General features: G+C 63.8%; 24 protein-coding genes. 11 read left to right on the plus strand and 13 right to left on the minus strand.

Annotated features, from left to right (window positions below; translation table 11 throughout):
* Positions 1-15: 15 nt before the first annotated feature.
* On the minus strand, positions 16-888 hold the full coding sequence (locus VX159_RS05110) for an HDOD domain-containing protein (RefSeq protein ID WP_371324905.1): 873 nt from the start codon (positions 886-888) through the stop codon (positions 16-18).
* A 232-nt stretch (positions 889-1,120) separates the two neighbouring features.
* Between VX159_RS05110 and rlmB the strand changes: the two genes are divergently transcribed.
* Genes rlmB through VX159_RS05130 form a run of 4 tightly spaced genes read left to right on the plus strand, consistent with a single transcriptional unit; the run spans position 1,121 to position 4,637 of the window.
* Positions 1,121-1,852, plus strand: coding sequence for a 23S rRNA (guanosine(2251)-2'-O)-methyltransferase RlmB (gene rlmB / locus VX159_RS05115; protein WP_371324906.1), 732 nt, complete (start codon positions 1,121-1,123; stop codon positions 1,850-1,852).
* 14 nt (positions 1,853-1,866) lie between these two features.
* Positions 1,867-3,402, plus strand: a complete 1,536-nt coding sequence (locus VX159_RS05120) for a hypothetical protein (RefSeq protein ID WP_371324907.1) — start codon at positions 1,867-1,869, stop codon at positions 3,400-3,402.
* 4 nt (positions 3,403-3,406) lie between these two features.
* Positions 3,407-4,123, plus strand: a complete 717-nt coding sequence (locus tag VX159_RS05125) for a flagellar motor protein MotB (protein ID WP_371324908.1) — start codon at positions 3,407-3,409, stop codon at positions 4,121-4,123.
* Complete coding sequence (locus tag VX159_RS05130) at positions 4,098-4,637, plus strand: hypothetical protein (protein WP_371324909.1); 540 nt, start codon at positions 4,098-4,100, stop codon at positions 4,635-4,637. Before VX159_RS05125 ends, VX159_RS05130 begins: the two co-directional genes overlap by 26 nt.
* 69 nt (positions 4,638-4,706) lie before the next feature.
* Here the strand turns inward: VX159_RS05130 and VX159_RS05135 are convergent, their stop codons facing one another.
* The gene (locus VX159_RS05135; RefSeq protein ID WP_371324910.1) at positions 4,707-5,843 is read right to left on the minus strand and encodes a PLP-dependent aminotransferase family protein; all 1,137 of its coding nucleotides are present in this window, start codon (positions 5,841-5,843) and stop codon (positions 4,707-4,709) included.
* Positions 5,844-6,030: 187 nt separating this feature from the next.
* Here VX159_RS05135 and VX159_RS05140 point away from each other — a divergent pair, with 187 nt between their 5' ends.
* Positions 6,031-6,498, plus strand: a complete 468-nt coding sequence (locus tag VX159_RS05140) for a MarR family winged helix-turn-helix transcriptional regulator (protein ID WP_371324911.1) — start codon at positions 6,031-6,033, stop codon at positions 6,496-6,498.
* 95 nt (positions 6,499-6,593) lie between these two features.
* On the opposite strand, the gene VX159_RS05145 is transcribed toward VX159_RS05140, so the two are convergent.
* Positions 6,594-7,163 carry a DUF1415 domain-containing protein gene (locus VX159_RS05145; RefSeq protein ID WP_371324912.1) on the minus strand — a complete coding sequence of 190 codons (570 nt, stop codon included), beginning with the start codon at positions 7,161-7,163 and terminating at the stop codon, positions 6,594-6,596.
* A 136-nt stretch (positions 7,164-7,299) separates the two neighbouring features.
* Between VX159_RS05145 and VX159_RS05150 the strand changes: the two genes are divergently transcribed.
* Both VX159_RS05150 and VX159_RS05155 read left to right on the plus strand, forming a co-directional pair.
* Entirely contained in the window at positions 7,300-9,858 is a 2,559-nt protein-coding gene (locus VX159_RS05150; RefSeq protein ID WP_371324913.1) for an ATP-binding protein, read from the plus strand.
* Positions 9,855-10,748 (plus strand): response regulator, encoded by an 894-nt coding sequence (locus VX159_RS05155; protein WP_371324914.1) that lies wholly within the window; start codon positions 9,855-9,857, stop codon positions 10,746-10,748. Before VX159_RS05150 ends, VX159_RS05155 begins: the two co-directional genes overlap by 4 nt.
* Positions 10,749-10,765: 17 nt before the next feature.
* On the opposite strand, the gene VX159_RS05160 is transcribed toward VX159_RS05155, so the two are convergent.
* Positions 10,766-11,341 (minus strand): NUDIX hydrolase, encoded by a 576-nt coding sequence (locus VX159_RS05160; protein ID WP_371324915.1) that lies wholly within the window; start codon positions 11,339-11,341, stop codon positions 10,766-10,768.
* A gap of 413 nt (positions 11,342-11,754) precedes the next feature.
* On the opposite strand from VX159_RS05160, the gene VX159_RS05165 reads away from it, so the two are divergent.
* Positions 11,755-12,456 carry a Crp/Fnr family transcriptional regulator gene (locus VX159_RS05165; protein ID WP_371324916.1) on the plus strand — a complete coding sequence of 234 codons (702 nt, stop codon included), beginning with the start codon at positions 11,755-11,757 and terminating at the stop codon, positions 12,454-12,456.
* Positions 12,449-13,003, plus strand: coding sequence for a nucleoside 2-deoxyribosyltransferase (locus tag VX159_RS05170; RefSeq protein ID WP_371324917.1), 555 nt, complete (start codon positions 12,449-12,451; stop codon positions 13,001-13,003). Before VX159_RS05165 ends, VX159_RS05170 begins: the two co-directional genes overlap by 8 nt.
* Positions 13,004-13,115: 112 nt before the next feature.
* Here VX159_RS05170 and VX159_RS05175 read toward each other — a convergent pair whose 3' ends face one another.
* The 3 genes from VX159_RS05175 to VX159_RS05185 form a co-directional block, all read right to left on the minus strand.
* Entirely contained in the window at positions 13,116-14,408 is a 1,293-nt protein-coding gene (locus VX159_RS05175) for a GGDEF domain-containing protein (protein ID WP_371324918.1), read from the minus strand.
* Positions 14,409-14,410: 2 nt separating this feature from the next.
* Positions 14,411-15,148 (minus strand): substrate-binding periplasmic protein, encoded by a 738-nt coding sequence (locus VX159_RS05180; protein WP_371324919.1) that lies wholly within the window; start codon positions 15,146-15,148, stop codon positions 14,411-14,413.
* Between the two features lie 222 nt (positions 15,149-15,370).
* Entirely contained in the window at positions 15,371-16,825 is a 1,455-nt protein-coding gene (locus VX159_RS05185) for an aldehyde dehydrogenase family protein (RefSeq protein ID WP_371324920.1), read from the minus strand.
* A 226-nt stretch (positions 16,826-17,051) separates the two neighbouring features.
* Here VX159_RS05185 and VX159_RS05190 point away from each other — a divergent pair, with 226 nt between their 5' ends.
* Positions 17,052-19,391, plus strand: a complete 2,340-nt coding sequence (locus tag VX159_RS05190; RefSeq protein WP_371324921.1) for a putative bifunctional diguanylate cyclase/phosphodiesterase — start codon at positions 17,052-17,054, stop codon at positions 19,389-19,391.
* On the opposite strand, the gene tal is transcribed toward VX159_RS05190, so the two are convergent.
* A complete protein-coding gene (gene tal / locus VX159_RS05195) occupies positions 19,388-20,431 on the minus strand; it encodes a transaldolase (RefSeq protein ID WP_371324922.1) in 1,044 nt (347 codons plus the stop codon). The genes VX159_RS05190 and tal overlap by 4 nt on opposite strands.
* Positions 20,432-20,538: 107 nt before the next feature.
* On the minus strand, positions 20,539-20,961 hold the full coding sequence (locus VX159_RS05200) for an Lrp/AsnC family transcriptional regulator (protein ID WP_371324923.1): 423 nt from the start codon (positions 20,959-20,961) through the stop codon (positions 20,539-20,541).
* A 136-nt stretch (positions 20,962-21,097) separates the two neighbouring features.
* On the opposite strand from VX159_RS05200, the gene VX159_RS05205 reads away from it, so the two are divergent.
* Entirely contained in the window at positions 21,098-22,153 is a 1,056-nt protein-coding gene (locus VX159_RS05205) for an ornithine cyclodeaminase (RefSeq protein WP_371324924.1), read from the plus strand.
* Positions 22,154-22,442: 289 nt separating this feature from the next.
* On the opposite strand, the gene VX159_RS05210 is transcribed toward VX159_RS05205, so the two are convergent.
* From VX159_RS05210 to VX159_RS05225, 4 genes are all read right to left on the minus strand, one after another.
* The gene (locus VX159_RS05210) at positions 22,443-23,345 is read right to left on the minus strand and encodes a DMT family transporter (protein ID WP_371324925.1); all 903 of its coding nucleotides are present in this window, start codon (positions 23,343-23,345) and stop codon (positions 22,443-22,445) included.
* Positions 23,346-23,506: 161 nt separating this feature from the next.
* Positions 23,507-24,442, minus strand: a complete 936-nt coding sequence (gene rocF / locus VX159_RS05215) for an arginase (RefSeq protein WP_371324926.1) — start codon at positions 24,440-24,442, stop codon at positions 23,507-23,509.
* A gap of 10 nt (positions 24,443-24,452) precedes the next feature.
* Entirely contained in the window at positions 24,453-25,046 is a 594-nt protein-coding gene (locus tag VX159_RS05220; RefSeq protein ID WP_371324927.1) for a MarC family protein, read from the minus strand.
* A gap of 81 nt (positions 25,047-25,127) precedes the next feature.
* Positions 25,128-26,540, minus strand: a complete 1,413-nt coding sequence (locus VX159_RS05225; RefSeq protein ID WP_371324928.1) for a DcaP family trimeric outer membrane transporter — start codon at positions 26,538-26,540, stop codon at positions 25,128-25,130.
* Positions 26,541-26,572: the final 32 nt, after the last annotated feature.

The raw sequence follows: 26,572 nt of genomic DNA on the forward strand, positions 1-26,572 counted from the left end.
TGTGCCGGTTGCGGCTCAACTCTGCGGAGGTTCCAGCTGTTGCAGAGATTCCGCCGCAGCGGCCAGTTGGCTGGCGAGTTCCGGGGTGATGTCGGGCAATTGTAGTGCCAGCCAGCCCAGGCCGGCATTTGGGATCAACTTGCCGGCTTCGGCCAGATCGCCGACCAGGGCGCGGTTGGCAAAGCCGCCACTATGCAGGTGGCGGGCGGTGTCGACGCAGAGTCGGGATAGGTTGGCCCGGATATGGTCGACGCCGCGAATCAGGTGGGTTAGCAGTGGTGGCAGGTTCCAGATTCCGGCGCATTTGAGGGTTAAGTCGCGGAAGCGGAAGCCGCAACTGTCGACCTGGGCCTGGACCGAGCGTAGCGACTCGCCGCGAGCCAGGCGGGCTTGCGCGGCTAGCGGTAGTTCAGGGACAAAGCTCCAGAGCAGCAGTTCGCCGATTTCTGAAAGCAATGCGGCCATCGCGATTTCTTCCGGGGAAATGTCGGCGCGGGCGCTTCCCCATTTATATGCCATCCGGCTGGCGGTTACCGAGCGGGCTTCGCAAGCAGCAAGCCCTGGGTTGTTTTCGTCGGTTTCCGGGCTATTCAGAATCAGGCGGTGCACATTGGCAACGCCCAGTTGCATGATGGCGGCGAGCGGCGTTGTGGTTTCATGCTCAAGCCGTTTGACCCGGCGCTTTTCGGCCTCGCGCAGCAAGCGCAGGCAGAGGAAGGGGTCGGTGCCGGCGAGGTGGGCCAGGTGGCAAGCCGACAGTTGCTCCTGATGTTGCTCTTCCAGTTCGAGCAGGCGGGCTTTTGACCGTGGCATACAGGGGAGTTCGGCGGTGCTCAGATAGGCCGCCCATTGGTCGACACCCCAGTTGCGTTGATTCAGTTTCAGCATGCTGCCCACCCGTCGGCCGGATTCCGATGCGTTGAATGTGTAATCCAGTTTACGACCGATTTGACCCGGATTTGAGGTTGGCGTTCTTTTTTAACAAATTTTTTGCTTTTTTACGGTCGACCGTGGCAAAGCGCAAAAACCCTTTCGCCGATTTGCCGAATTCCAGTCCTGGCCATGCGGCCCGGTCCCGGTTGCCGGTACAATCCCGCTTTGTCTATTTCGGAATGCTGTCATGTCCTCCCGTCTGATTTACGGTTTTCATGCCGTGACCGCCAAGCTTCGCCACGACCCGGAATCGGTCAAGGAAATCATGATCGATGCGAGTCGCCAGGATGCGCGCGCGCGCGATCTGATCAAGCACGCCGAACTGCAGGATGTGCGCCTGATCGCCACCGATGGCAAGCGGCTTGACGGGATGGCGCCCGGCGCCCGGCACCAGGGGGTGGTGGCGCGGCTTGAGGGCGGGCGCAAGCTGGCGCATCTCGACGACGTGCTCGACACGCTGGAAGAGCCGGCGTTCCTGCTGATCCTCGACGGTGTGACCGACCCGCGCAATCTCGGGGCCTGCCTGCGCGTTGCCGATGCGGCGGGCGTGCATGCGGTGATCGCACCCAAGGATCGCTCGGCGGGCTTGACCGATGTTGCAGTCAAGACCGCCTGCGGTGCTGCCGAGACGGTGCCTTACGTGACTGTGACCAACCTGGCGCGGACCCTGCGCGAGTTGCAGGAGCGCGAAATCTGGGTGGTCGGCACTGCCGGCGAGGCAGAAACCGGGCTCTATCAGGCCGAGTGGCCACAAGCTACGGCCTGGGTACTCGGTGCCGAAGGCGAGGGAATGCGCCGGCTGACCCGCGAAAATTGCGATCAACTGGTGCATATCCCGATGCACGGCTCGGTCGAGAGTCTCAACGTCTCGGTCGCTGCCGGCGTTTGTTTGTTTGAAGCCCGCCGTCGGCGCGGCTGATCCGGGGAAGATCAATGGGCCTGATTTCGGCGGCGGCGGCGGCGACGATCATCTTTACGTTGCTGGCAGCAATTGCGCTGGGTTTTTTGCTGCGCTTCGTGCTGCCGGCAATCCGCCTCAACCGGGTGCTTGGCGCGGCGGTTCAGCGCCTGGAAAAAATGCAGTCGGGCGGCGCTGCCCGGCCGACTCCGGCCCAGATCGCCGAGGAGGCGATGGCTGCGCCGCGCCTGGCCCATTTGTGGCGTGAGTATGCGCAAACCCTGCACGCTACCGGCGATTCCGCGCAAGGCCAGCGCTGGCGGGCGACGGCGATGGCCGAAAGCATTTTCAGCGAAGCCGCGCTGGTCGATACGCCGCTGAAAACCGAGTTCTACAAACATTTGCCGGGGATTCTCACCGGGATCGGCATCATCGGCACCTTTGCCGGCCTGATCGCCGGCCTGACCCAGTTCGAGGTCAGCAGCGACGCAGCCACCGTGCGCCTGTCCTTGCGCGCGCTGATCCAGGGGGTTGGCCATGCCTTCCAGGTCTCGGCGCTGGCGATTGCCCTGGCGATGTTCGCGACCTGGATCGAGAAATCGCTGGTGACCTTGGCCTACCGCAAGGTGGCGCGGCTCAACGAGTTGATCGATAGCCTGTTCGAAGGCGGGGTCGAGGAGGAATATCTGGCACGCCTGGTGCGGGCCAGCGAAGTTTCGGCGCAGCAGGTCGGGCAATTGCGCGTGGCACTTGGGCAGCAGAAGGAGGATCAGGCCGCCGGCCAGCAGGCGATGATCGCCGAGGCGGTCGGCAAGGCGGTGGCGGTCGCGGTTGACCGCGCCCTGCGCGAGCCGATGCAGCGCATTGCCGAAGCCGTCGAACGCGCTGGCGGCAGCCAGGGCGACGCTGCGGCCAAGGCGCTGGGGCCCCTGCTGGAGCGGTTTACGGCGCGCATGGAGGCCTCGCTCGGCGGCAGCCAGAGCAATCTGGAAGCAACCTTGACGCGCACGGTCGAAGCCTTGGGCAAAGTGGTGCAGGAACTCGGCCGGGTGACGGCGCGGATGGAAAGCACCGGCCAGGGCATGGTCCAGTCGGCTGCCGGCCAGTTGCAGACAGCCGGCCAAGGCGTCGGTCGCGCTGCCGACAGCTTCGCCCAGGCCAGCGGCCAACTGGTCGGCGCAGCCGCGTCGCTGACCGCTGCGGCGATGGAGGCGAGTACGGTGATGCGCGAACAGGCGCAGACCCGCGACGCCTTTGCCGCGATGCTCAGCGAAATGCGCACCCTGCTCGAACAATCGCGGCGCGAGGCAGCGCTCACCGACCAGTTGATCGGCCGTATCGAAGGGGCTGCCTCCGCGCTGGGGCGGGCCGAACTGCAGGCGCGCGACTATCTCGACGGGGTCAGCCGCGTGCTCGGTGAGGCGCACAGCAGCTTTGCCGACAATCTTGAGCGCACTTTGCGGCAGGGTAACTCGCAGTTCCACAAGGAAGTGGCGACCGCCGTTGATTACCTCAAGGGGGCCATCGAAGAACTCGGTGACACCCTGGAAACCCTGACGGCGCGGCGGTGACCTGGTGAGCCTGGGTAGCCGTGCGCCGGTCGCGAAGAAAAAGCGCGACGAAGCTGAAAGGCCGTTCTGGATTTCCTTTTCCGACCTGATGACGGCGCTGATGGTGCTTTTTCTGGTTGCGATGAGCGTGGCGCTGATGGCGATCACCCGTGAAATTTCCGAAGCCGAGGAAAAGAAGGCCGAGCGCGAGGCGGAGATCGCCGAGCTGATGCAGCGTTTGCATAATGCGACCCGCGAATTTCCCGGTGTTCGCGTGCATGGCCGGGTGGTCGATTTCGGTGACCGTGCCCGTTTCGAAACCAACAGTCATCGCCTGAGCGATGCGCAGGCTCGCTTGCTGCGGGGCTTCACGCCGCACATCCTGGCGCTGGCGCGCGATCCGCTGGGCGATAAATGGCTTAAGCGGGTGGTGGTCGACGGTTATGCCGATGCGCGCGGCAGCTACCTGCATAACCTCAATTTGTCGCTGCAGCGCTCGGAGCGGGTGCTCTGCGTGCTGCAGGCCCTACCGCCGCAGCCACTGCCGCTCAGCGAGGCCGACCGGCAACTGGTACGCGAACTCTTCCTGGTCGGCGGTGCGTCCTTCAACGCGCTGCGCGAGAGCGCCGAGGAAAGCCGGCGGATCGAGATGCGGCTCGAATTCCGCGACCTCGACGAGGCGCCTGTCGGCCCGCGTCCGCCTACCGGAGACGGCGATGGACGCTGCCCGCTCGACCTCTGAGGCAGAGGAAACGCCGCTGGACCGGCTCGCCGCCGAGTTGCAGCAGGCGCTGCGCGGCAAGCCCCGGCAATTGCATTGGGGCGACCCGGAGGCGATGCGGCGCTCGCTGGCGGCGGTGCAGGCCCGGTTTGGCGGGCGCCAGGCGATGGCTCGCGAACAGCAGATCGTGCGCGGGGTGCTGGCTTTCCGCATCCTCGGCCGGCAACTCGACTTCGTCCGCCTCAAATACGTGTGCTATGGCGTTGCTCAGGCCATGGACTGGGAGTCGCGGCGTCTGCTGGATAGTCCAGAGCAGGTGCAGGTGCTACTGGAAGCCGTGGCCGCGCTCAAGCATCAGCCGCGGCGTTTCATCAATTGTTGCCGGGGCTTGCACGCATCTTGGCAGCAGGCCTGCGCGGCGGATTTTCCGCTGACGCCATCCGCCCATCAGGGACTGGAAAAGCTGCGCCGTTTCCTGGTTTCGGCCAGCCCCGCGCTGCCGCCGGAATTGCGGATCGGTAACCTTCCGGCTTGAATTGTGATCCGCCTTCGGTTTTTTGCCGCTTGCTACGGTCGACCGTGGCAAGCGGCAAAAAAACCGGGTTCAGCCGGCTTGGCGGATCAGTTCGGCCAGGCGCGCCAGGCCTTGTTCGGCATCGGCTTCGCTGGCGTGGCTGAAGTTCAGCCGCAGGTGGCCCAGCGGTGGCGTGTCGCTGGCAAAGAAGGCTTCTCCGGGCATGAATGCAACATTGGCGGCAATCGCCTGCGGCAACAGGCTGCGGGTGTCTATCTTGCGCTTCAGCGTCAGCCAGAAGAAGAGCCCGCCCGGTGGCACCTGCCAGTCGGCGAGGTCGGTAAAGTGGCGCTCCAGCGCGGCGGCAAAGGCGTCGCGGCGCTGCCGGTAGATGGCTGCCAGTCCCTCGCTGCCGGTGTTCTGCTGCAGATGTTGCAGGACCAGCCACTGACTGACGCGGTTGCTGTGCAGGTCGGCGGCCTGCTTGAGCCGGGTCAGCAGCGGGATCAGCGCCTCGCTGGCAATCAGATAGCCGAGGCGCAGGCCGGGGGCCAGGGTCTTCGAGAACGAGCCTTGGTAAATCCATGGCGCGCTACGCAGGCGGGCGCATACTGGCTGGCGTTCGCAGGCATCGTAGACCAGGTCGCGATAGGGGTCGTCCTCGAACAGCGGTGTGCCGGTGGCATCGCAAGCGGCGGCCAGGGCATCACGTTCATCGGCGGAAAGGCAGTGGCCGCTGGGGTTCTGGAAGGTCGGGATGCAATACGCCAGCGCCGCCTGTGCGGTCGCCAGGTCGTTCCCGGCGGTGCTTGCCGAGTATTCGCTGAAGCGGGCGCCAAAGAAACGGAACACCTGCAGCGCAGCGAGATAAGTCGGGGCTTCGACTGCTACCGGCGTGCCTGGGTCGACGAAGAGCTTGGCCACCAGGTCGATCCCCTGCTGTGAACCGGAGAGGATCAGCACCTGCTCGGCGCTGCAGGCCAGACCGAGGGCCGACATGCGGCTGGCGACTTCCTTGCGCAGTGCCATCTCGCCTTCGCTGGCGCCGTATTGCAATTGCGTGCGAGGCATCGCGGCCAGGGAAAACTCAGGGAAACTGTCCGGCGCCGGCAGGCCGCCAGCGAAGGAAATCATGCCGGGACGGTCGATCACTGCGAGGATTTCGCGAATCGGTGAGGCATGCAGGTCGCGGCTGCGGGCGGAGAGGCGGAGGGTGGGCGTGGACATGATAAGTATATATGTCAAGTTTGTTGACCTATGGACAAGATAGCGCCAGGCCTCCTAACATGTCAATCAGCTTGACTCATAAAATTGATACAAGCCCGGCGCCCTGAAGCCCTGCTTTTCCCGCCGGCTTGTTGTCCCTGCCGGCATTTGGGGAATCGGGCACGGCGGGCGAGAAAGGTGGAACAGGATGTCAGCCAGCCAGCCAGCGTTCGTGGATGCCGATATTGCCGAGGAAGCGGCACTGCGCGAAGCGATTGAGAATTTTTTCTTTGCTTATCGTGCCTTTACCTCCTTGCCCGACCGAATGCTCGGCGAACAGGGGCTGGGTCGCGTGCATCACCGCATTCTTTATTTTGTCGGGCGCGATCCCGGGTGCTCGGTCAATGAGTTGTTGCATACCCTGGGCGTTAGCAAGCAGGCGCTCAATCCACCTTTGCGCGAACTGGTCGAGCGTGGCCTGATCGGAATGACGCCTGCCGAGCACGATCGGCGGATCCGGCGCTTGCGCCTGACCGCTACAGGCGAGATTCTGGAGCGGCAGTTGAGTGCCAGCCAGATGCAGTTGTTGCGCCAGGGTTTCGGACTCGCCGGCGCGGGGGCCGAGGCCGGCTGGCGAGCCGTAATGGCTTGCCTGAGCGAGGCCGCAGCCAAGTAAACTTCAAGCGGCCGCACCGATGGGAGACCGGAAAAAGCAACTTTTTCCCAGTCGACCGTGAATCTGCCTGGTTTCCCGGGGGGGCTTGCGCCGACTTATTCCCAGAGCTTTTTCCAACCCTCCGGGCCAAGCTTTTCCATGGTTTCAATGTTCCGCTGATAGATGCTTTCGGCGTGCGGGAAGGCAGCGACAGCGCGGTCGATGCTGCTCTCGCGTAGCAGGTGCAAGGTCGGGTAGGGGGAGCGGTTGGTGTAGTTGGCGATTTCGTCCGGATCGCTGCCGGCGAATTCGTATTGCGGATGCAGGCTGGCAATCTGGAAGATGCCGTCGTAGCCAAGATTGCGAATCAGGGCATCCACTTCGCCGAGAAAGAAGTGGTAGTCGAGAAAGTCGGTCAGCACGTGCGGGTGGATCAGCAGCGTGGTGTCGAGCGCTTGTGGATCGGTGGTGGCGAGCCGCGTCAGTTCGGCTTCGATTTCGGCCAACAGCTGGTCGGGATCGCTGGCCAGGCTAAGGGCGTAGCGTAGTTGCTTCTTGACTACCACGCTCTTGGCGAAAGGGCACAGGTTGAGGCCGATGACCGCCCGTTCCAGCCATTCGCGGGTAGCGCCGATGACGCGTTCGGCCAGGATGGGGTCGGTGCAGGGGTAGAGCGTATCGGGCATCGGCGGCAGACTTCGCGGAAAGGAAGCGGCAATTTTACCGGGGATTGGTTGAATGCCTGCGTTGATCGGCGTTTGCCGATATACTGGCCGCCTTTTCCTGCAGACTGCCTGCGCTCAAGGCGACAGGCGCGAACGGATGAATTCCTCTGCCAAGCATTTCGTGCGGCGCTGGTTCTGGCCGCTGCTGATCCTGATGGTCGGTCTGGTGGCGACACTCGTTGCCTATGGGCATTTTGCCCGCCAGGCCGAACTGGAGTCGCGCCAGGGCTTGCGCCGCGAAGTGGCTTTGCTGACCTCGGGCCTGGTCAATCGTCTGCATGACCATGCCCAGCTACTGCGTAGTGTCCGTGCCTTTTTTGCCGCCAGCGAGCAGGTCACTCCCGGCGAATGGGCCGCCTACGTCAACCAGTTGCAGGTGGATAGCCGCTTTTCAGGGGTTCATGCCTATGGTTTCGCCGCCTGGCGAGACGGACGCCTGCATCCCAGCTTCCCCTCGGTGGCCAGTCGCGAGCATTCCCTGCTGGCACTCGATGCCTTGCAGGACACCCGGGAGGCCGCCCTGCGCGACGACGAGGCCAGTCTGTCCAGGCCTTTGCTGACAGCCAGCGGCGAATCGCCGCCGCAACTGGTAATGTTGTTGCCGGTGTATCGCAAGCAGTCGGCGATTGCCACAACCGAAGCCCGGCGTCTGGCCTGCATCGGTTACGCCTATGTGATTTACCGGCCGGAGGAATTGTTGGCTGCCGCCTTGCCCCGGCGCAGCTCGCAACTGCTGCCGGTGCTTGCCGATGGCAGCGAGGCACGACTGCCGCCCCTGTTCGACGGGCGGGCCGATGAGTCAACGGCAGTACTGCTGGAGGCCCGGCAGTTGGCTTTTGGCGGGCGCGATTGGCGGCTCAGTTTTTATCTGCAGGGGGTGCCAGCGGTGAGTGGCCCTTTACCCCTGTTGCTGGCCGGCATTCTGCTCAGTCTGTTGCTCGCCTGGGTGGCCCGCAGTCGCCTGCTGGAGCGCGAAGGCGAGGCGGCCCAGGCCGCCGATGCTGCGGCCCAGGCGGAGGACTGGCGGCGCAAGCGGGATTTGCTGGCTACCGTGCTGCATTTCGTGCCGCATCCGGTATTCGTCAAAAACGCGGCTCGCCAGTATGTTGCGGTGAATGCTGCCTTTTGCACCCTCACCGGGCGGCGCGAGGATGAGTTGCTTGGCCAGAAGGGGATCGGCAGTGCTCACTTGGCTCCGGACCTGGTCGCACGGATTCGCGAGGTGGATGACCGGGTATTTGCCGGCGAAGGCGAATTTTGCGATGAGTACGAAGTGCCTTTCGATGCCGGGACCCGCCGGGTGGTTGCGCGCAAAGCCCTGGCCTACGATCCGGATGGTGCGCCGGTGCTGGTGGGAACCCTGACCGATGTCAGCGAGTTGCGGCGGGTTGAACGGCAGCGCAACGACATCCTGGCGGCCGCCACCGAAGTTTCAATCATTGCCACCGATCGCAACGGGCTAATCACCCTGTTCAATGCCGGGGCGGAAAAGATGCTCGGCTATGCGGCCGAGGAGTTGTTGGGCCGCGAAACTCCGGCCATCTTTCACCTCGAAAGCGAGATACAGGCGCGTGGAGAGACCCTGAGTGCTGAACTCGGGCGGTCAGTTGCCGGTTTTTCGGTGTTTGTTGCCATTCCCTTGCGCGATGGTGCCGAGCGTCGCGACTGGACCTATGTACACAAGGATGGGCGGCAGTTGCAGGTCAGTCTGGTGGTGACGGCGGTGCATAACGAGGCGGGCGCCCTTACCGGCTATCTCGGGGTCGCGGTCGATGTTTCCGCGCGTAATGCCTATGCCCGCGAGTTGCAGCGCCACCGCGATCATCTGCAACAGCTGGTCGAAGAACGGACGGCCGATCTGCGCCGGGCGAAGGAAACGGCCGAGCAGGCCAGCGAGGCCAAGTCGGATTTCCTGGCCAACATGTCACATGAATTGCGGACCCCGATGCATGCGGTGCTTGGCTTTGCCCGCCTGGGTGAAGAGCGGGCTGGCGATTTCGGCCAGGACAAGCTGCAGCATTATTTCCAGCGCATTCATCAGAGCGGCCAGCGTCTGCTTGACCTGCTCAATAACCTGCTTGATCTGGCCAAGCTGGAAGCCGGGATGATGCCGATCGTTCCCTGTGAACAGGCGCTACTGCCCTTGCTGCGCGAGGTGGTGCACGAATTCGAGGCACTGGCTGCGTTGCGGGGAATCAGGTTCGAATTGTCCGGCGAGGAGCGGGTGGCTGCGGTTGATGCCGGTACCCTGGCTCAGGTGATGCGCAACCTGTTATCGAATGCCCTGAAGTTTTCGCCCGATCACAGCGTGATCAGCATTGAGCTGACTGCCGGCCTGTTGCCCCGGGGGCGGCGGGCTGCCGATCCGGTCGATCTGCCGGCGACCTGCATTACCGTGCGCGATCAGGGGTGCGGTATTCCTGACAACGAACTCGAAGCAGTCTTCGACAAATTCGTCCAGAGCAGCAAGACGCGAACCGGGGCAGGGGGAACCGGGCTCGGCCTGTCGATCTGTCGGCAGATCGTGCTGGCTCACCGCGGATTGATCCAGGCAAGCAACCATCCGGCGGGAGGTGCAGCATTAACCATCACCCTGCCTTGCGCCGCACTTCCGGCCGGTGCTGCCGAAACTTTGCCCAAGCGGGAGGGCACATGAGCGACAGACGTTTGCTGGTGGTCGACGACGAGTCGATCAACCTGGAGTTGATCCGCGAATATTTCGTCGATACCGGATTTGCGGTCGACACCGCAACCGACGCGGAAACCGCCTGGCAGATGCTGGAGACCGGCGGGGCGTATGCGGCAGTGCTGCTTGACCGGATGATGCCGGGGACCGACGGCATGGCCTTGCTGCGCCGGATCAAGGCGGCGTCGGCACATGCGCATCTGCCGGTAATCATGCAGACGGCAGCGGGTAGCCCGCAGCTGGTTTCCGAAGGTCTGGCTGCCGGTGCCTACTATTATCTGGTCAAGCCGTATGCCCGCGATGCCTTGTTGGCGATTGTCCGGGCCGCGCTCGGCGAACGTGCCGTTCGCGATGCCTTGCGAGCCGAGCTGGCCGCATATGCCGGCTCCCTGCGCTTGCTGCGGCACGCCGAGTTCGTCTTTCGCGATATTGACCAGGCCGGTCAACTGGCGGTGGTGCTGGCGCAAATCTGTCCGGTACCAGAGGCCGCTGAACTGGCTCTGGGGGAGTTGCTGGTCAATGCGGTCGAGCACGGTAATCTGGCAATCAGCTATCAGGAGAAGTCGCGTTTGCGTCGCGAAGATGGCTGGCGCGAGGAAATCGAGCGGCGCCTGGGGCTTCCGGAATATGCGGATCGTGTGGTCCGGGTGGCGGTGCAGAATGGCCCGGAGGCTTGCGAGATCAGCATTGCCGACCAAGGGAGCGGTTTTGACTGGTCGGGCTATCTCGACCTGGCTCCTGAGCGGGCTTTTGACCCCAATGGGCGGGGAATTGCGCTGGCCCGGATTGCCGGCGGTGCGAGCCTGCACTACATCGGCTGCGGCAACACCGTCAGGCTGCGCTTTCCAGCTGGCGGCTGAGCCGGAGGTGAAAGGCTTCAGCTACCGAGCGACAGGTGGCGGGTGGGGAAGTGTCCGGCTGCTGCGTCGGCAACGAAATGTTGCAGGGTGCTGACCACCGAGTGGAAGGAAAGCTGTTCCCAGGGAATTTCGTCGAGCGCGAAATAGCGCGCAGCGAGACTTTCCGGTCCGGGGTCGAGAGCAGGGCTGCTTGCTTGAGCGAGAAAGAAGAAATGCACCTGGTCGGCTTGCGGGATGTCGATCACCGTATACAACTCGCCAATGCTGACTTCGGCGCCGGCTTCCTCTAGTGTCTCGCGGGCCGCCCCCTGGCGGGTGGTCTCGGCCAGTTCCATGAAGCCGGCCGGCAGGGTCCAGGTTGCCCGCCGCGGTTCGATCGCGCGCAGACAGAGCAGCACCCGGTCCTGCCAGAGCGGAATGCTGCCAACTACCATGCGCGGATTCTGGTAATGGATGGCGCCGCAACTGTGGCATAGGTCGCGCAGGCGATTGTCGCCGGGTGGAACGGCAAGGCTGACGGGCGTGCCGCACTGGCTGCAAAATTGCTGCCGGCGCGGGGCCGGGAAGTAGAATTCGGGCGGTCGGTCGAGCATTGGTGCCAGTCAGCAGAGAGTCGGTGGGCGGGAGGGGCACCGCCAGGCAGTGCGCAAGTCGCCATTGTGAACCGCTGTCGCCCGCTTGTCAGCGGGGTGGTGGCGGTTCCCCGGCAGGATTGGCTGGCTGGCGGGTTGCGGCGCGGGCGCCGCTCTGCATCATTCCCCGGCCGGATACCCGAAGTCGTGCGTGCTGCGGGTGGGGGCCTGACGTTTGGCGGTGGCAGAAATGCGGCGACGGGCAGCCTTTTTTACTTTGCTACCGCGCAAATCCGACAGATGGGCAGGGTTTTTTCTGGCTTGCCGATGCTTTTGACTTGCATCAAAATGTGCCGCTGCGGCTGCCTGTCGCGGTATTTCCCCTCTGCTGTCCGCCTTCTTTCCGATTCCTGCTCCAGCTTTTCGAGACCCTCATGCGCGATCATCTGCCCGTACAAACCGATAGCCTGCTGGCTCGCATTCCGCTGTTCGACGGCCTTTCGCCGGACGAGTTGGCCCGCGTTGCCAAGGGCACGCGCGAGGTCCGCCTGAGCAAGCATGACATGCTGTTCCAGCGCGGTGACAAGTGCTCCGGCCTGTATCTGGTGGTGTTCGGCCAGATCAAGCTGGCCTTCACCTCACTGCAAGGAACCGACAAAGTGATCGAGGTGATGGAGCCGGGCGAAAGCTTTGGCGAGTCCTTCATGTTTCTTGACCGGCCCTATCCCTATTACGCCCAGGCGCTGGCCGATTCATTGCTGTTGCACGTCGGGCGGTCGGTGATCGACCACGAACTGGAGAACGACCACCAGTTCATGCGCAAGATGCTCGCCAACATGGCCCGGCAACTGCGCGACGTGGTCGGCGACGTCGAGGCTTATTCGCTGCATAACGGGGAACGCCGCGTGATCGGCTACCTGATGCAGTTGCTTGATGCCAGCCAGTTCGAAGCCGATGACGTGACGATCGAGTTGCCGACCATCAAGGGGGTGATTGCTTCGCGCATCAATCTCACCCATGAGCATTTCTCGCGCATCCTGCACGCCCTGCACGAGCGCGGCCTGCTCACCGTCAAGGGGCGCAAGGTGCATATTTCCAGCGTCGCCAAGCTGATTGCCGCAGCGGAAAATGGCTGAGCTTCCCGCTGTTCCCGTGCCGGACAGGCCGTTGCCCGGCGTCTACCTGGCTGGTCCCGACGTTTTCTTTCCTGACATCGCGGCCAGGGCGGCGGTACAAAAGGCGTTGTGCGGCGAACTCGGGCTACGTCCTTTGCATCCGGTCGATCAGCCTGAATTGCAGGCCGAAACCATCTACCGGCACAACCTCGCTCTGATCCGCGAAGCCGCTGGAGTGGTGGCCAATCTCGATCCGTTTCGTGGTGCCGAGGTTGATAGTGGCACTGCTTTCGAGGTCGGGTACGCAATTGCGCTTGGCAAGCCGGTGGTTGCCTATTTCAGTGTTAATGAGGATTGGCGCCAACGTGTCGAGCGCTGTCAGGGGCCCCTGCATTTCGACCCGTCGCGTGCCGTGTGGTGCGATGCCGATGGCAATCTGGTCGAAAACTTTGGCCTGCCTGCCAACCTGATGCTGGCTATTCCTTGCACGGTGGTAGTCGGCGACGCCGGTACCGCCTTGCGTCGCCTGCGCGACCTGTTGCAGCCTGGCTGTTCCGGTTGTGAGTGAGGAAATTGGCCGGTTTTTACGGTCGACCGTAAAAACCGCAATTTTCCTGCATTTTCCGGGGGGGGGGGCAGGCTGTCCGCCCGCTGCGGGCCTTGCTTCCTGAGCGTGCCGTTTACACCAGGCATTCGACCCGGTTGCGGCCATTGTGCTTGCTGCAGTAAAGCGCCTGGTCGGTGCGGCTGATCAGATCCTTGAGCAATTCGCCGTTGCGGAAAGTGGCAACGCCGAAGCTTGCTGTCAGTTTTCCTGCGCATTGGTGGCACTGGGTTTCGATCGCCTGGCGCAGCTTCTCGGCAAACTGCCGGGCGCCGTCAAGCGAAGTATCGGGGCAGATCAGCAGGAATTCCTCTCCCCCCCAGCGGCCGAGAGTATCGGCCTCCCGCTTGTTTTCCCGCAGCTGCCCGGCGATTTCGCACAGAACCAGGTCGCCGACCGGGTGCCCGAATTCGTCATTCACCGCCTTGAAGTGGTCGACATCAACCAGAATCAGGGAAAACAGTCCGTCATAGCGCTGGCAGCGGGCAAATTCGGCATTCAAAACCTGATCAAGCTTGTGCCGATTGTAGAGTCCGGTCAGGCGGTCGGTAATCGACAGGATTTCCAGTTGCCGGTTTTTTTCCAGCAGCTCCTGCTGTGCCGCACGAACCTGGGCCAGCGCCTCGTTGGTCGAACGCATTGCCGCACGGGCCCGGGCTTCCGCCTCGCTATGCCGCAGGATGATGTGGCGCAGGCGCTGCAACGTCCGGTTGAAGCCTTCGATCACGCTGTCGAATTCGCGCAGGCGGAAAGGGGGTAATTCCTCCTGCGTCTCGGCATCATGTCCGGCCAGACGGTTGAGCGCATCGCGCAAACGGGTGAGGGGAGAGAAGACCAGATTCAGGCTGAAGTAAAGGAGCACGAGCAGCAGCAGATTCATGGCGACGACCTTGAGCGCCTGTCGCAGCAGCGACTGTTGCAGGCTTTGCTCCATGTCGCTGCGATCGAACTCGATTTGCAGCCTGGCGGTGGGCAGGTTTTGCCGTTCGCTGGGGGCTTCCGCCGGGGGATAGATCAGGGCTTCGTCATGCAGCTGGTGCGGATCTTTCTGTTCCGACGAAGTATCGCTGAGACGGGCCGTGGCTGCATAAACTTCGTTGCCTTCCGGGGAAAGGATGCGAATTCTCCTGACTTCAGGGTGCAGCAGGGCGGCCTCCAGGCGGGCGTTCATGATCGCCTGGTTGAGCGACCAGACCGGATCGGTCAGGTTGTATTGCAGATGTTTGATGATCTCCTCGCGGGCCGTAGCGAAGCGCTGTTCCAGTTCGGCCCTGAGCAGATGCTGTTCATAGTAGGCGAACAGGCCCAGGGTCGTCGTGGTCAGGGCGATGAACAGCAGGATCAGCCGGTTGCGCAGAGAGTTCATCATGCTCAGCGGCCCAGGCTTTGATCAAACAGTTCGCGAAAGCGTGCCAGTTCCGGGTTCTTTTCCTCATATTTGCGGCTGAAGCCGACATGCACCGATTCGGTTTTTACGGTCATGATCCGCTTCGATTTGGCCCGCATCCGTTCGGGCAATCCGCGTGCCTCAAGCGTCACCAGGGCTTCGTTGATCACGATGCTGGGGTTGACCACGCAATCGATTTCGCCGACCAGCATCTTCTTGACCAGATCATGGAATTCGATTCCTTCGACCAGCGTCAGTTGTCCGGCACGCGCCATCTCGAAAAAGCGCGGGCCGGGGGCCAGATAGGCGCGCTGGTTGCCGAAGCGCAAGCCGGCAAAGTCTTCGGGGTACTGGTTGAACTGGCGACCGGAAACGGCATCGCGATTGCAATGAACGGCGACTTCCTCGGCGAAAATCGGTTTCGAATGCAGCAGGAAGGGGCGCTCGTCGGGGCGGTGATAGACCCCGACAATGGCTGCGGCATTGCCGGTCTTTACTTCTTCCAGAGCCCTGGCCCAGGGGGCAAAGCGGATTTCGACGCGGTAGGCCGGCAGGGTTTTCAGGACACGCTGGAGGCTGTCGATGTAGAGGCCCTTGGGCATCCCGTTCTCTTCGTATGAAAACGGCCGCTGTCCGGCTTCGGAATAAAACAGTAGCGTTTTTTCCGCCCAGGCTGGCTGGTGCAGTAGCCAGGCCAGCAGCAGTACGATCGTTCGGCGCATGTTCGTCTCCTGTCCGGCTGCAATCGGTCGTTTCGTGCTTACGCCGAAAAAACGCCAATTGCGTGGTTCTGACAATACCGGTGACGAAACGTTGCAGGCAATAGGCCGCTTGGAGCAGTGGAGTAGGTGCTTACCTTGCTGCTTCGGGCGAATCACGGCAACCACTGGCCATGGCCGTGAGCGCAAAAAAACGGGGCCTTGCGCCCCGTGCTGCGTTTCGGCTTAGTCCTTCGCCGGTGGGCGGAACTGCATTGCCTTGTATTCGAGGAAGTCTTCCAGTCCGTATTTGCCCAGTTCGCGGCCGTTACCGGACTGTTTGTAGCCGCCGAACGGCGCGTAGAGATTGAACGGGCCGCCGTTGATCTCGACCTGGCCACAGCGCAGCTTGCGTGCGACGGCTTCTGCCCGCTCGTCGCTACCCGCCCAGACGCCGCCGGCCAGACCGTAAGGGGTGGCGTTGGCGAGGCGGATGGCGGCAGCTTCGTCGCCGTCGGGATAGGTGAGGATGGCCAGTACCGGGCCAAAAATTTCTTCTTGCGCGATGCGGCTGTTCGGGCGCACGCGGCCAAAAATCGTTGGGCGGACATAGGCGCCGCTGGCGAGCAGTTCCGGGGCCAGGCCTTCGGGGGCGTCGACGCCGCCAGTCAACAGTTCGGCACCTTCGGCGATGCCGACGCGGATGTAGTCGCGCACCCGTTCGGCTTGCGCTGCCGAGGCCAGCGGGCCGAGGCGGGTGCTGTCCAGGCGTGGGTCGGCGGGAATGAATTTCGCTGCTGCGGCGACGGCGCGCTCGGCGACTTCGCTGTAGCGGCTCTCCGGGACCAGCAGGCGGGTCTGCGCGGTGCAGGTCTGGCCGGCATTCTGGTAGCAGTTGGCGACCACGGCGGGAATCGCGACGGCGAAATCGGCATCATCGAGGACGACTGCTGCCGATTTGCCACCCAGTTCAAGGGCCACCCGCTTGACGGTCGCCGCCGCCAGTTCGGAAACCCGCTGCCCGGCACGGGTCGAGCCGGTGAAGGAGAGCATGTCGACGTCCGGGTGGTTGGCGAGGGCTTCGCCAACCACTGGCCCGGTGCCGGTGAGCAGATTGAACACGCCCGGTGGCAGGCCGGCTGCGGCTACGGCTTCGGCCAGGATCAGTGCGTCGAGCGGCGCGATTTCGGAGGGTTTGAGTACCACTGTGCAGCCTGCGGCGAGGGCAGCCGCAACCTTGGCGGCAACCTGGTGCAGCGGGTAGTTCCACGGGGTGATGGCAGCGACCACCCCGACCGGTTCGCGTACCACCTTGGAGTTGCCGACCGTTTCCTCGAAGGCAAAATCGCCGAGCAGGCGGGCATACATCCCGAAGCTGGCAATCGGCGATCCGGCCTGCACCGTTTGCGCAAAGCGGATCGGACACCCCATTTCCTGGCTGATGGCGCTGGCAATCTCCCCGGCACGGGCCTTCAGTTCGCCCTGGATCGCCTTGAGCAAGGCGGCGCGTTTGGCGACCGGGGTAGCGGCCCAGCCGTCAAAGGCGCGGCGGGCGGCGGCGACGGCCCGGTCGACGTCTGCGGCGGTGGCTGCCGGAATGCGGGCGATTTCGCTGCCGTTGATCGGTGAAATGACGGCGATGGTTTGTTCGCTGCTGGCAGCAACCCAGCAGCCATCAATGAATAATTGTCCTTGCTGCATGCAGTCTCCTGTCTGTATTGACGCTGTTGTTTTACCTGGCAGCAGTCTAGCAGCCTCTCCGCTGCACCGCTGTCTGTCCTCCGGCCGGCTGACCGCTCGTACAATCACTGGGGAACACGCGACTATTACTTTTGTCGTAGCTGGTGGCAAGCGCAGAAAAGGGCCAGTCGGTGAATCTGGGCTGGCGGGCGAAGTGGTCTCGGGCTCAGGGAGGAGTGAACAGACCGTGCACAAGGGATTGCAGCGACAGCTTAAACGCGGCTTGGGGATCGCCGATCAGGAGGCCTGTGACCGCCTGCTGGCCGAGGCCGTCTTACTCGCCCGGCAACCCGGGGTGTCGGGCGAAATGGCGGCCTTGCTATGCGGCTTGAATGACTTCCTGCAGCGGGTCGAGGCCAGCTACGAGCAGGCCGACCGTGACCTCGAACTGCGCACCCGTAGCCTTGAACTCAGTTCGGCCGAGTTGAATGCCGCCAACAGCAAGCTGCGTGCCGATGTGGCGGCACGCTCGCTGCTGCACGAGGCGGTGCGCAACATCGCGATTGGTTTCACCATCTACGATCCGGAAGACCGGTTGGTGATGTGCAATGAAGCTTATCTCGGCTTCTATGAGGACAGCCGTGACCTGATCGTTCCCGGTGCGACTTTCGAGGAAATCGTTCGCCGGGGAGCCGAGCGTGGTCAGTACAAGCAGGCCATCGGGCGGGTCGATGCTTGGGTGGCGGAGCGGGTCTGGCAGCACCAGCATCCGGACGGTCGGGCGATCGAGCAGGAACTGGCTGACGGGCGCTGGCTGCTGATCATCGAATACCGGACGCCGGGAGGTTATCTGGTCGGCAATCGGATCGATATTACAGCGAGCAAGCAGGCCGACAAGGCTTTGCGCCTGTATGCCAATATTTTCGAGAACAGTGGCGAGGCCATTCTGGTTTGCGACCGCGACAACCTGATTGTCGACATCAATCCGGCCTTCAGCCGGTTGACCGGCTACTGCCGCGAGGAGGTGCTGGGCCAGGATCCCAAACTGCTGGCATCGGGGAGTACCCCGCCGCACATCTATCAGGAAATGTGGGCCACCCTGCGCGATACCGGATACTGGCAGGGCGAACTCTGGGATCGTCGCAAGGATGGTGGTTTGCGTCCGGTGTGGGCGGCCATTTCGGTTATCCGCGATGAATTGGGGGAGATTGCCAACTACATCGCCAGTTTTACTGACATTAGCGAACGCAAGGCGGCTGAGGAGCGGATTGCCCATCTTGCACATCATGACCCATTGACCGGGCTGTTCAATCGCTTCAGCCTTGAGGAGCGCCTTGATCAGGCCCTGTTGTCGGCCCGTCGGGAGCGGCAGCAGGTGGCGGTGATGTTTATCGACATGGATCGCTTCAAATTGATCAACGACACCCTTGGGCATCATATCGGCGACCGCTTGCTGATCGAGGTTGCCCGGCGCTTGCAGGATTGCGTGCGCGAAAGCGACATTGTCGCCCGCTTGGGCGGCGACGAATTCGTGGTGGTTCTCACCGGAGCCGAATCAGGGATGCAGGCGGGAGCAACAATTGCTCAACGCATCCTGCAACGACTCGACAGCCCCTATCTGATCGACGGCAAGGAGTTGCGCTCGACCCCGAGCATCGGGATCAGCGTTTATCCCGGCGACGGTGAAAGTGCCGAGGAATTGATGCAGCACGCCGATGTGGCGATGTATCACGTCAAGGAATGCGGTCGCAATGCGGCCCTGTTCTTTACTCCCGAGATGAACACCTCGGCGCGGGAGCGGATGTCGCTGGAGCGCGACATGCTCAGTGGTCTGGCCGAGGGGCAGTTCGAGTTGCATTACCAGCCGCAGATCGAGGCGGCGAGTTCACGCATCTGCGGCGTCGAGGCGCTGGTCCGTTGGCGCCATCCGGTGCGCGGCATGCTTTCGCCATTGGAGTTCATTCCCCTTGCCGAGGAAACCGGGATGATTGAGCCGCTGGGGAGCTGGGTGCTGGCCGAAGCCTGCCGGCAGCTTGCCGAATGGCAGCAGGCCGGTTGTCCGTCCCTGCGCATGGCGGTCAATCTCTCGGCCTTTCAGCTGCGCTCAGGCAAGCTGATCGAAGAGGTCGGCCAACTCCTCGCGCAGTACCGGATTGCCAGCGGACATCTGGAACTGGAGGTAACCGAGTCGGTGGCAATGGCTAACCCGGAGCGGGCAATCGGGCTGTTGCTGGAATTACGCAACCTCGGGGTCGAACTGGCGATCGACGATTTCGGGACGGGCTATTCGTCGCTGGCCTATCTGAAGCTGTTGCCGATTGATACGCTCAAGCTCGACCGGACTTTCGTCAAGGATATCGAGAGCGATGGCAACGATGCCGCAATCAGTGCCGCAACCATTGCTCTGGCCCATAACCTGGGTCTCAAGGTGATTGCCGAGGGGGTTGAAACCATCGGGCAGGAGGTCTTTTTGCTGGCCCATGCCTGCGACATCCTGCAGGGCTATCGCTACAGCAGGCCGGCGCCGGCCGCCGCCATCGCCGCGCTGCTGCGGGAGGGGCGGCCGGTGCTTGGCGGGGAGCCCTAGCGCACCAGTTCGAGCAACTTGGCGAAGGCTTCGTCGAATTGCTTGAGGCCGGCGGCGAGCAGTTCGGCGCCGACCCGTTCAAGGTCGATCCCGCATTCCTGCAGCGCGGCGAGCTGGGCTGGCGCAACTGCAGCTTGCTGCGGCAAGGTGAGGGCGGCTTCGCCGTGGTCGCGGAAGGCGGCCAGCGTCGCATCCGGGACGGTGTTCACCGTGCCGGCGCCGATCAGTTGCTCGACGTAAAGCACGTCGCGATACGCCGGGTTCTTGCTGGAGGTTGAGGCCCACAGCAACGACTGCGGCCGGGCGCCGCCGGGCAGCGCCGGCTGTTGCTGCCAGCGGGCGTACTCGTTGGCAGCAAAGGCCAGTGCGGTCTTGCCCTGGAGCTCGGCCGGCAGTTGCGGGTCGAGCAGGCTGTCGAGACGGCTGATGAAGACGCTGGCGACCGAGGCGATACGGTCGACCGGCAAACCGGCGGCAAAACGCTGCTCGATGCCGGCGCGGTAGGCGGCCTGGACGCAGGCCAGCTGCGCCGGGGAAAAGATCAGCGTCACATTGACATTGATCCCGTCGGCAATCGCGCCGCTGATCGCCTGCATCCCGGCCGGGGTCGCCGGAATCTTGATCATCGCGTTGGCTTCGCCGATCTCGGCCCACAGGCGGCGGGCGGCGGCGAGGGTGGCGGCGGCATCGTGCGCCAGCGTCGGCGAGACTTCGAAGCTGACGAAGCCGGCCTGGCCCTGGCTGGCCTCATATACCGGGCGCAACAACTGGCAGGCGCGGCGCACGTCGGGCAGGACCAGCGCCTCGAAGCGCTGTTCGGGGCTGGCGTCGGCCGCGCTCTGGCGCAGGCTGGCCAGCGCGCTTTGGTAGTGCGCGTCGTTCTTGATCGCATTGAAGAAGATCGCCGGGTTCGAGGTCACGCCAGCAATGGCGTCTTCTTCGATCCAGCGGGCGAGTTCGCCCGATTCGAGCAGGTGGCGGGAGAGATTGTCGAGCCAGATCTGCTGGCCGAGGGGGGCGATGGCTTTGATGCGGGACATGGCGATGCGAAGTGACGTTGAAAAAGCGGTGGCGGAACTGCTCGCGGGCCGGTCATGCCGGGCGGATGCAGGCGCAAGACTGCCAGTCTAGCAGGCTGCGGGCCGGCTCAGGTGCGGTAGGTGGCGAGATGGATGCTGGTTTCGGTGGTCTGGATGCTGCGGATCAGGCGGATGCGTTCGAGGATGTCCGACAACTCCTTGAGATTTTCGGCACGCAGTTCGGCGAGCAGGTCCCAGCGGCCGTTGGTGTCGTGGAGGCGGGCGACGCCGGGCTCGCCGAGCAGGCTGGCGATCACCGAGCGGGTCTCGTTGCCGGAAACCGCAATGCTCATCCAGGCGCGGATTTCGTTGTTCGGCAGTTCCGGGCGCAATTGCACCGTGTAGCCGGCGATGACCCCGTCCTGTTCGAGGCGGGCCAGGCGGTTGCTGATCGTGCCGCGCGAGACCTTGAGCTTGTGCGCCAGGGTCGCGACGCTTTGCCGGGCGTTATGGCGCAATTGCGCAATCAGTTGCTGGTCGAGCGCGTCCATTTGAACATTCCGTCAATTTGTTGTGTCATTCTGCTTTAAAAACTGACGAAATGCAGCATTGTTTGCGATTTTGTTTGGCGTGAGCGCGTGGGAAGATGAGCGAAACAGTCAACTATTTCTCCCGCTGGAGCTTGTCATGTCGTCCCTCGCCAGTTTGTCGCTGCCCGTATTTCCCGCCGCCGCCATCGCCCGCCTGATCGCCGCCGAAGGACCGGGCGAGTGCATCGCCGGCATCGCCCGCCAACTGGACGCCGATTTCCGCCGCTGGCCGCAGTTCGACAAGAGCCCGCGCGCCGCCTGCCATTCGCCGGAGGGCGTGATCGAGTTGATGCCGGTCTCGGACGGCGTGCATTACTCGTTCAAATATGTGAACGGCCACCCGAAGAACCAGCGCCACGGCCTGCCCACCGTGCTCGCCTTCGGCGTGCTGGCCGAGGTGGCGACCGGCTTGCCCTGCCTGCTCGCTGAACTGACGCTGCTCACCGCCTTGCGGACGGCGGCGATGTCGGCCTTGGCCGCACAGCATTTGGCACGCCCGGACAGCCGGCGGCTGGCACTGATCGGCAACGGCGCCCAGAGCGAGTTCCAGGCCCTGGCCTTCCACCGCCTGCTCGGCATCCGCGAATTCCATCTCCACGATCTCGACCCGGCGGCGACCGCCAAGCTGCAGCGCAACCTGGCCCGCCTCGGTCTGACTTCGCGCGCCTTCGCCAGCACCGCCGAGGCGGTGCGCGGCTGCGACATCGTCACCACCATCACCGCCGACAAGAGCAACGCCACTATCCTGACCCCGGCGATGATCGAGCCGGGGATGCATCTCAACGCCGTTGGCGGCGACTGTCCGGGCAAGACCGAGCTTGCCCCGGAGATTCTCGCCGCCTGTGGCCAGGTCTTCGTCGAATACGCACCGCAAACCCGGATCGAGGGCGAGTTGCAGCAAATGCCCGCCGACTTCCCAGCGCACGAATTCTGGCAGGTCTTGAGCGGTGCTCACCCCGGCCGCCAAGCCGCCGAAGAAGTGACGATCTTCGATTCGGTCGGCTTCGCGCTGGAAGATTTTTCGGCACTCTCCTGGCTGCAGGAAACCGCCGCCGGCCAGGGCGAAACGCTGGGCCTGCTGCCGCAGCTGGCCGACCCGCGCGACCTGTTCGGCTACCTGCCGTTGAGCGCCGGCCTGGCCCGCGCCGCCTGAGTACGGGCCAGGCACCTTGCGCGCACCGCAAAGTCTTGGGGCGCGTCGAGAAATAGCGGGAAGATCGTCGGGATGTTGCCGGCAAGCCGCCGCTGGCGCCTTGCTCTTGGCTGGCAGCGCATCGCCGGCAAGATCGAGGCGTCGCCGTGCCGGCACTTGCCGCGCGGGGAAAAATCCCGAATCACACGGTCGACCGTGAATATGGCCCAAAAATGAAAAATGGCGCCGGAGCAAGCGGTGCCATTTTTTTCCCGGGCAGCGGGGGCGCTGTCCGGCCCCGGCGCAAGGACTAGCGACTCGCCGCCGCCCGTTTTTCCAGCCATAGCGGCAGTAGCTGTACCGCCAGGATGCTGGCGAAGATCAGCGTGCAGCCGGCGAGTTGCAGCGGCCCCAGGCGTTCGCCGAGGACCAGTGCGCCGGCCAGTCCGGCGAACAGGGTTTCCGACGAAAGCAGGACAGCGGCATCCGCCGGGCCAGTGTGGCGCTGGGCGACGACTTGCAGGGTGAAACCGACGCCGACCGAGAGCACGCCGCCGTAAAGAATCGCCGGCAGTGCGGCGAGCAGGCGCTCGCTGCTGAGCGGTTCGGTGAGCAGGCCCCAGATCAGCGCCAGGCTGCCGCAGACAACGAACTGGGTCAGCGCGACCAGGATCGGCGTGCCCTTGCGCGCGGCAACGCGGCCGACGTAGAGCACGTGCAGCCCCCAGAAGAAGGTGCTGGCGATCACCCACCAGTCGCCGCTGCTCAGTTCGGTCAGTTCGCCGCCGGCGAGCAGCCAGGTTCCGAACAGGCTGCAGCCGACCGCCGGCCAGGTCAGCCAGTGCGGGCGGTGGCGGTGCAGCAGCCAGGCCAGCAGCGGCACCAGCGGCACATACAGCGCGGTGAGGAAGCCGGCGTTGGTGACCGTGGTTTCGCCGATCCCGATCTGCTGCAAGATGATCCCGGCAAAGAGCAGGCCGCCGAGACTGATCCCGGCCAGCCAGTCGGCGCCGTCCAGGCGGATGTTGCGGTCGGCCAGGCGGACGTATTCGCGCAGCGCCATCGGCACGATGATCAGCGCGCCGAGCAGGAAACGCAGGCCGGTATAGAGAAAGGGGCCGAGATTGTCGAGCACGACTTGCTGAGCGACGAAGGTGGTGCCCCAGATCAGGGCGGCAATCAGGAGCAGGAAATTGGCTTGCAGGCGGGACATGGAAACGGGGGGCAACGGGAAGGGGGCGGGGAAAATCGGGGGCGAAAAATCGGGAAAGAGTCGGGCAGAGGACTGGGCAAAGAGCCGGAGCCCTGAATGATTTTTGCCGGTTTTCACGGTCGACCGTGAAAACCGGCAAAAACCGGAGGCTAAGGCGCGGGCTAACTATGAATGCGGCACAGCGTGCTTTTGCCGAACAGGCTTTCGATCAGGTCGACCGCCAGTTCGGCGGTCTGGTTGCGGTGGTCGAGCGCCGGGTTGAGTTCGACGATGTCGAGCGAGGCCAGCCGTTCGGTATCGGCGATCATTTCCATGCACAGCTGCGCTTCGCGGTAGGTCGGGCCGCCGCGCACCGTGGTGCCGACGCCGGGGGCGATTTCCGGGTCGAGAAAATCGACATCGAGGCTGACGTGCAGATGAGTGTCGGCGTCGATCCCGGCCAGCGCCTTGTCCATCACTGCGCGCATGCCGTGCTCGTCGATGTAGCGCATGTCGAAGACCTCGATCCCGAGTTGCTGCAGGAAGCGCTTTTCACCGTCGTCAACGCTGCGGATGCCGATCTGGCGGATCTGGTCGGGCAGCATCGCCGGGACGTGGCCGCCGATTTCGCACAGGACCTGCGGGCCGTGGCCACAGAGACAGGCGACCGGCATGCCGTGGATGTTGCCGGAAGGCGTCATGGTCGCAGTATTGAGGTCGGCGTGGGCGTCGAACCACAGCACCCGCAGCTTCTTGCCCTGTTCGCGGCAATGGCGGGCGACGGCGCTGATCGAACCGATCGCCAGGCAATGGTCGCCGCCCATCATGATCGGCAGGCGGTCGGCGGCCAGCTCGCGGTACACCGCGTCGTGCAGCGTCGCGTTCCAGGCGGCGACTTCGGGCAGGTGACGGAGGCCGGCTTGCGGCGGCTGTTCCGGGTTGGCCGGGCCGCTCAGATTGCCGCAATCGACGACATCGACGCCGAAGGCAACCAGGGCTTCGTGAATCCCGGCGACGCGCAGGGCTTCCGGGCCCATGCGGCTGCCACGGGTGCCGGCGCCGACATCGGTGGGAACGCCAATCAGGCTGATGCGGTGGCTATGAACGGTGGCGGTCATGCGCAACTCCTTAAGCGGCAAAGGCGACCTTGAGGCCGGAAATCAGCATCTGCACGGCCATTGTAGTCAGGATCAGACCCATCAGGCGTTCCATCGCCTCCATGCCGGAGCGGCCGAAGAGACGGGCGAGCGGGTCGGAAATCAGCAAGATCAGGGTGTTGACCGTAGATGCGGCCAAGACCGCGCCGACCCACAGCCACGGATCGCCGGACTGGCGCGAGGCGAGCAGGACCATCGCCAGCGCCGAGGGGCCGGCGATCATCGGTACGGCCAGCGGCACAATGAAGGCTTCGCTGCGCGCCGGCGTATCGGCGGCGCCGTGGCCCGCCGGGGGGAAGACCATGCGCAGCGCAATCAAAAAGAGGATCAGGCCGCCGGAAATTTCCAGCGCCGGTTCGGAGAGGTGCATCACCGCCAGCAGGCGGTCGCCGGCAAACAGGAAGGCAAGCAGTACGCCTGTGGCGATCGCGCATTCGCGCAGGATCACCCGGCGCTTGCCGGCCGCTGGCAGGTCGCGCAACAGCGACTGGACGAACGGTACGTTGCCGAGCGGGTCGAGGACCAGCAGGAGCAGGAAAGTCGAGGAAATCAGTTCGGGCGACATGGGCAGGGCGGCGAAGAAAGTCAGACGGTGGCCGGCTGCCCGGTGGTCGCCGGGCGGGGCCGGCGACCGATAGGCGACGGCTTAGTTGAAGTTGTAACGCGCCATCAGGTTGATGCGCGACATATCGCCACGCTGGCCGGACAGGGTCTCGCGGCGGCCATAGATGTACTCGGCGCCGATATCGACATATTTGACCGGGTTCCAGATTGCGCCGACGTGGAACTGCTGGACCTGACGGTTAACGCCGAAGCGGCCGCTGTCGAGGCCGTTGGCACGGGCCCAGTCGGTATAGGCGTTGTCGTAGTGACGCTGACCGCCATAGACCAGGTTCATGCGCAGGGTCTCGCTGAACTTGTGCTGGTAGCCAACCACCAGGCCCAAGGCCTTTTCCATGGTGATCTGGTTGGTGTTGGCGTTGTAGCCGGCGCCTTCGATGTAGTTGAAGTAGCGGCCGATACCTTCGCCGCCGGTGGCGATGAAGCTGATCTGGTCGTTGTCGGTGAAGCGATAGACGCCGGACACCGAGACGCCGTAGCCACGGCGCGATTCGTCGACTACGCGGTTAACGCCGCCGCCCAGTTGCATGCTGCCATCGACGCGATGCTCGTGCGACACCGCGCGCAGGCTCAGCGAGCCCTGGGTGAAGGCCTTGTCCCAGCGCACGATCAGGTCGGGCGACTTGGCAAAGCCGGCGGTCGAGGCGCTGCCGGTCGGGTCGAGCACGTAGCTGACCGAGTTTTCCAGCGCGGCGGTGAAGTTGCCGTAGTTCGGGGTGGCGTAGGTGTAGCGCAGTTGCGGCTGACGGATGAAGGTGCCGCCGATCGGGCCGTTGAAGTCGACCACTTCCGGCGTCGCGTCGAGGTCCATGAAGGTGGACCAGCTCTGGCCGGCCAGCCACGGGCCGAGTTGCACGTAAGCGTGGCGCAGACGGAAGTTGTAGCTGTTGGTCGCCTGCTGGGTGTAGATGTTGCGCAGATCGCCATAGACGGCCGAGTTGCCGGTGCGCGGGTCGTTGTTGAAGTCGCCTTCGATCTTGGCGATCAGCTGGCCGTACTGGGTCGGGGTCGAGGCTTCGACGCCGATCCGCGAGGTGCGGGCGTGCGAGTAGGTCTGGCCCTTGCGCGCTGCTTCCGGGGTGCCGCGCAGCGGGGCATAAGGCATGAAGGTCGAGTAATCCATGTCGGCGTTGCTGCCCTTGCTTTCACGGACCACGTTGTATTCGGCGATGCCGTAGACGCGGATCGAGGTGTCGCCGGAGGCCAGACGATAGGAGTTGGGCAGGTCGCCGACGACGACCGCTTCCTTGCCTTGGGCCGTGACCTGGTCCTGCAGTTGAGCGATTTCCTGCTTCTGGGTTTTCTTCAGCTCTTCGAGCTGGCTCTGCATGGCCTTGAGCTGGGCTTCGAGCTGGGCGATGCGCTGCGAATCGTTGGCCAGCGCCACCGAGGCGAGGCCGAGCCCGCACAGGGCGAGGGTCAGTTGCTTGAGTTTCATGACTTGTCTTTCAATCGTAAAAATGGTCGCGC

The organism is Dechloromonas sp. ZY10 (assembly GCF_041378895.1).
GTDB classification, from domain to species: domain Bacteria; phylum Pseudomonadota; class Gammaproteobacteria; order Burkholderiales; family Rhodocyclaceae; genus Azonexus; species Azonexus aquae.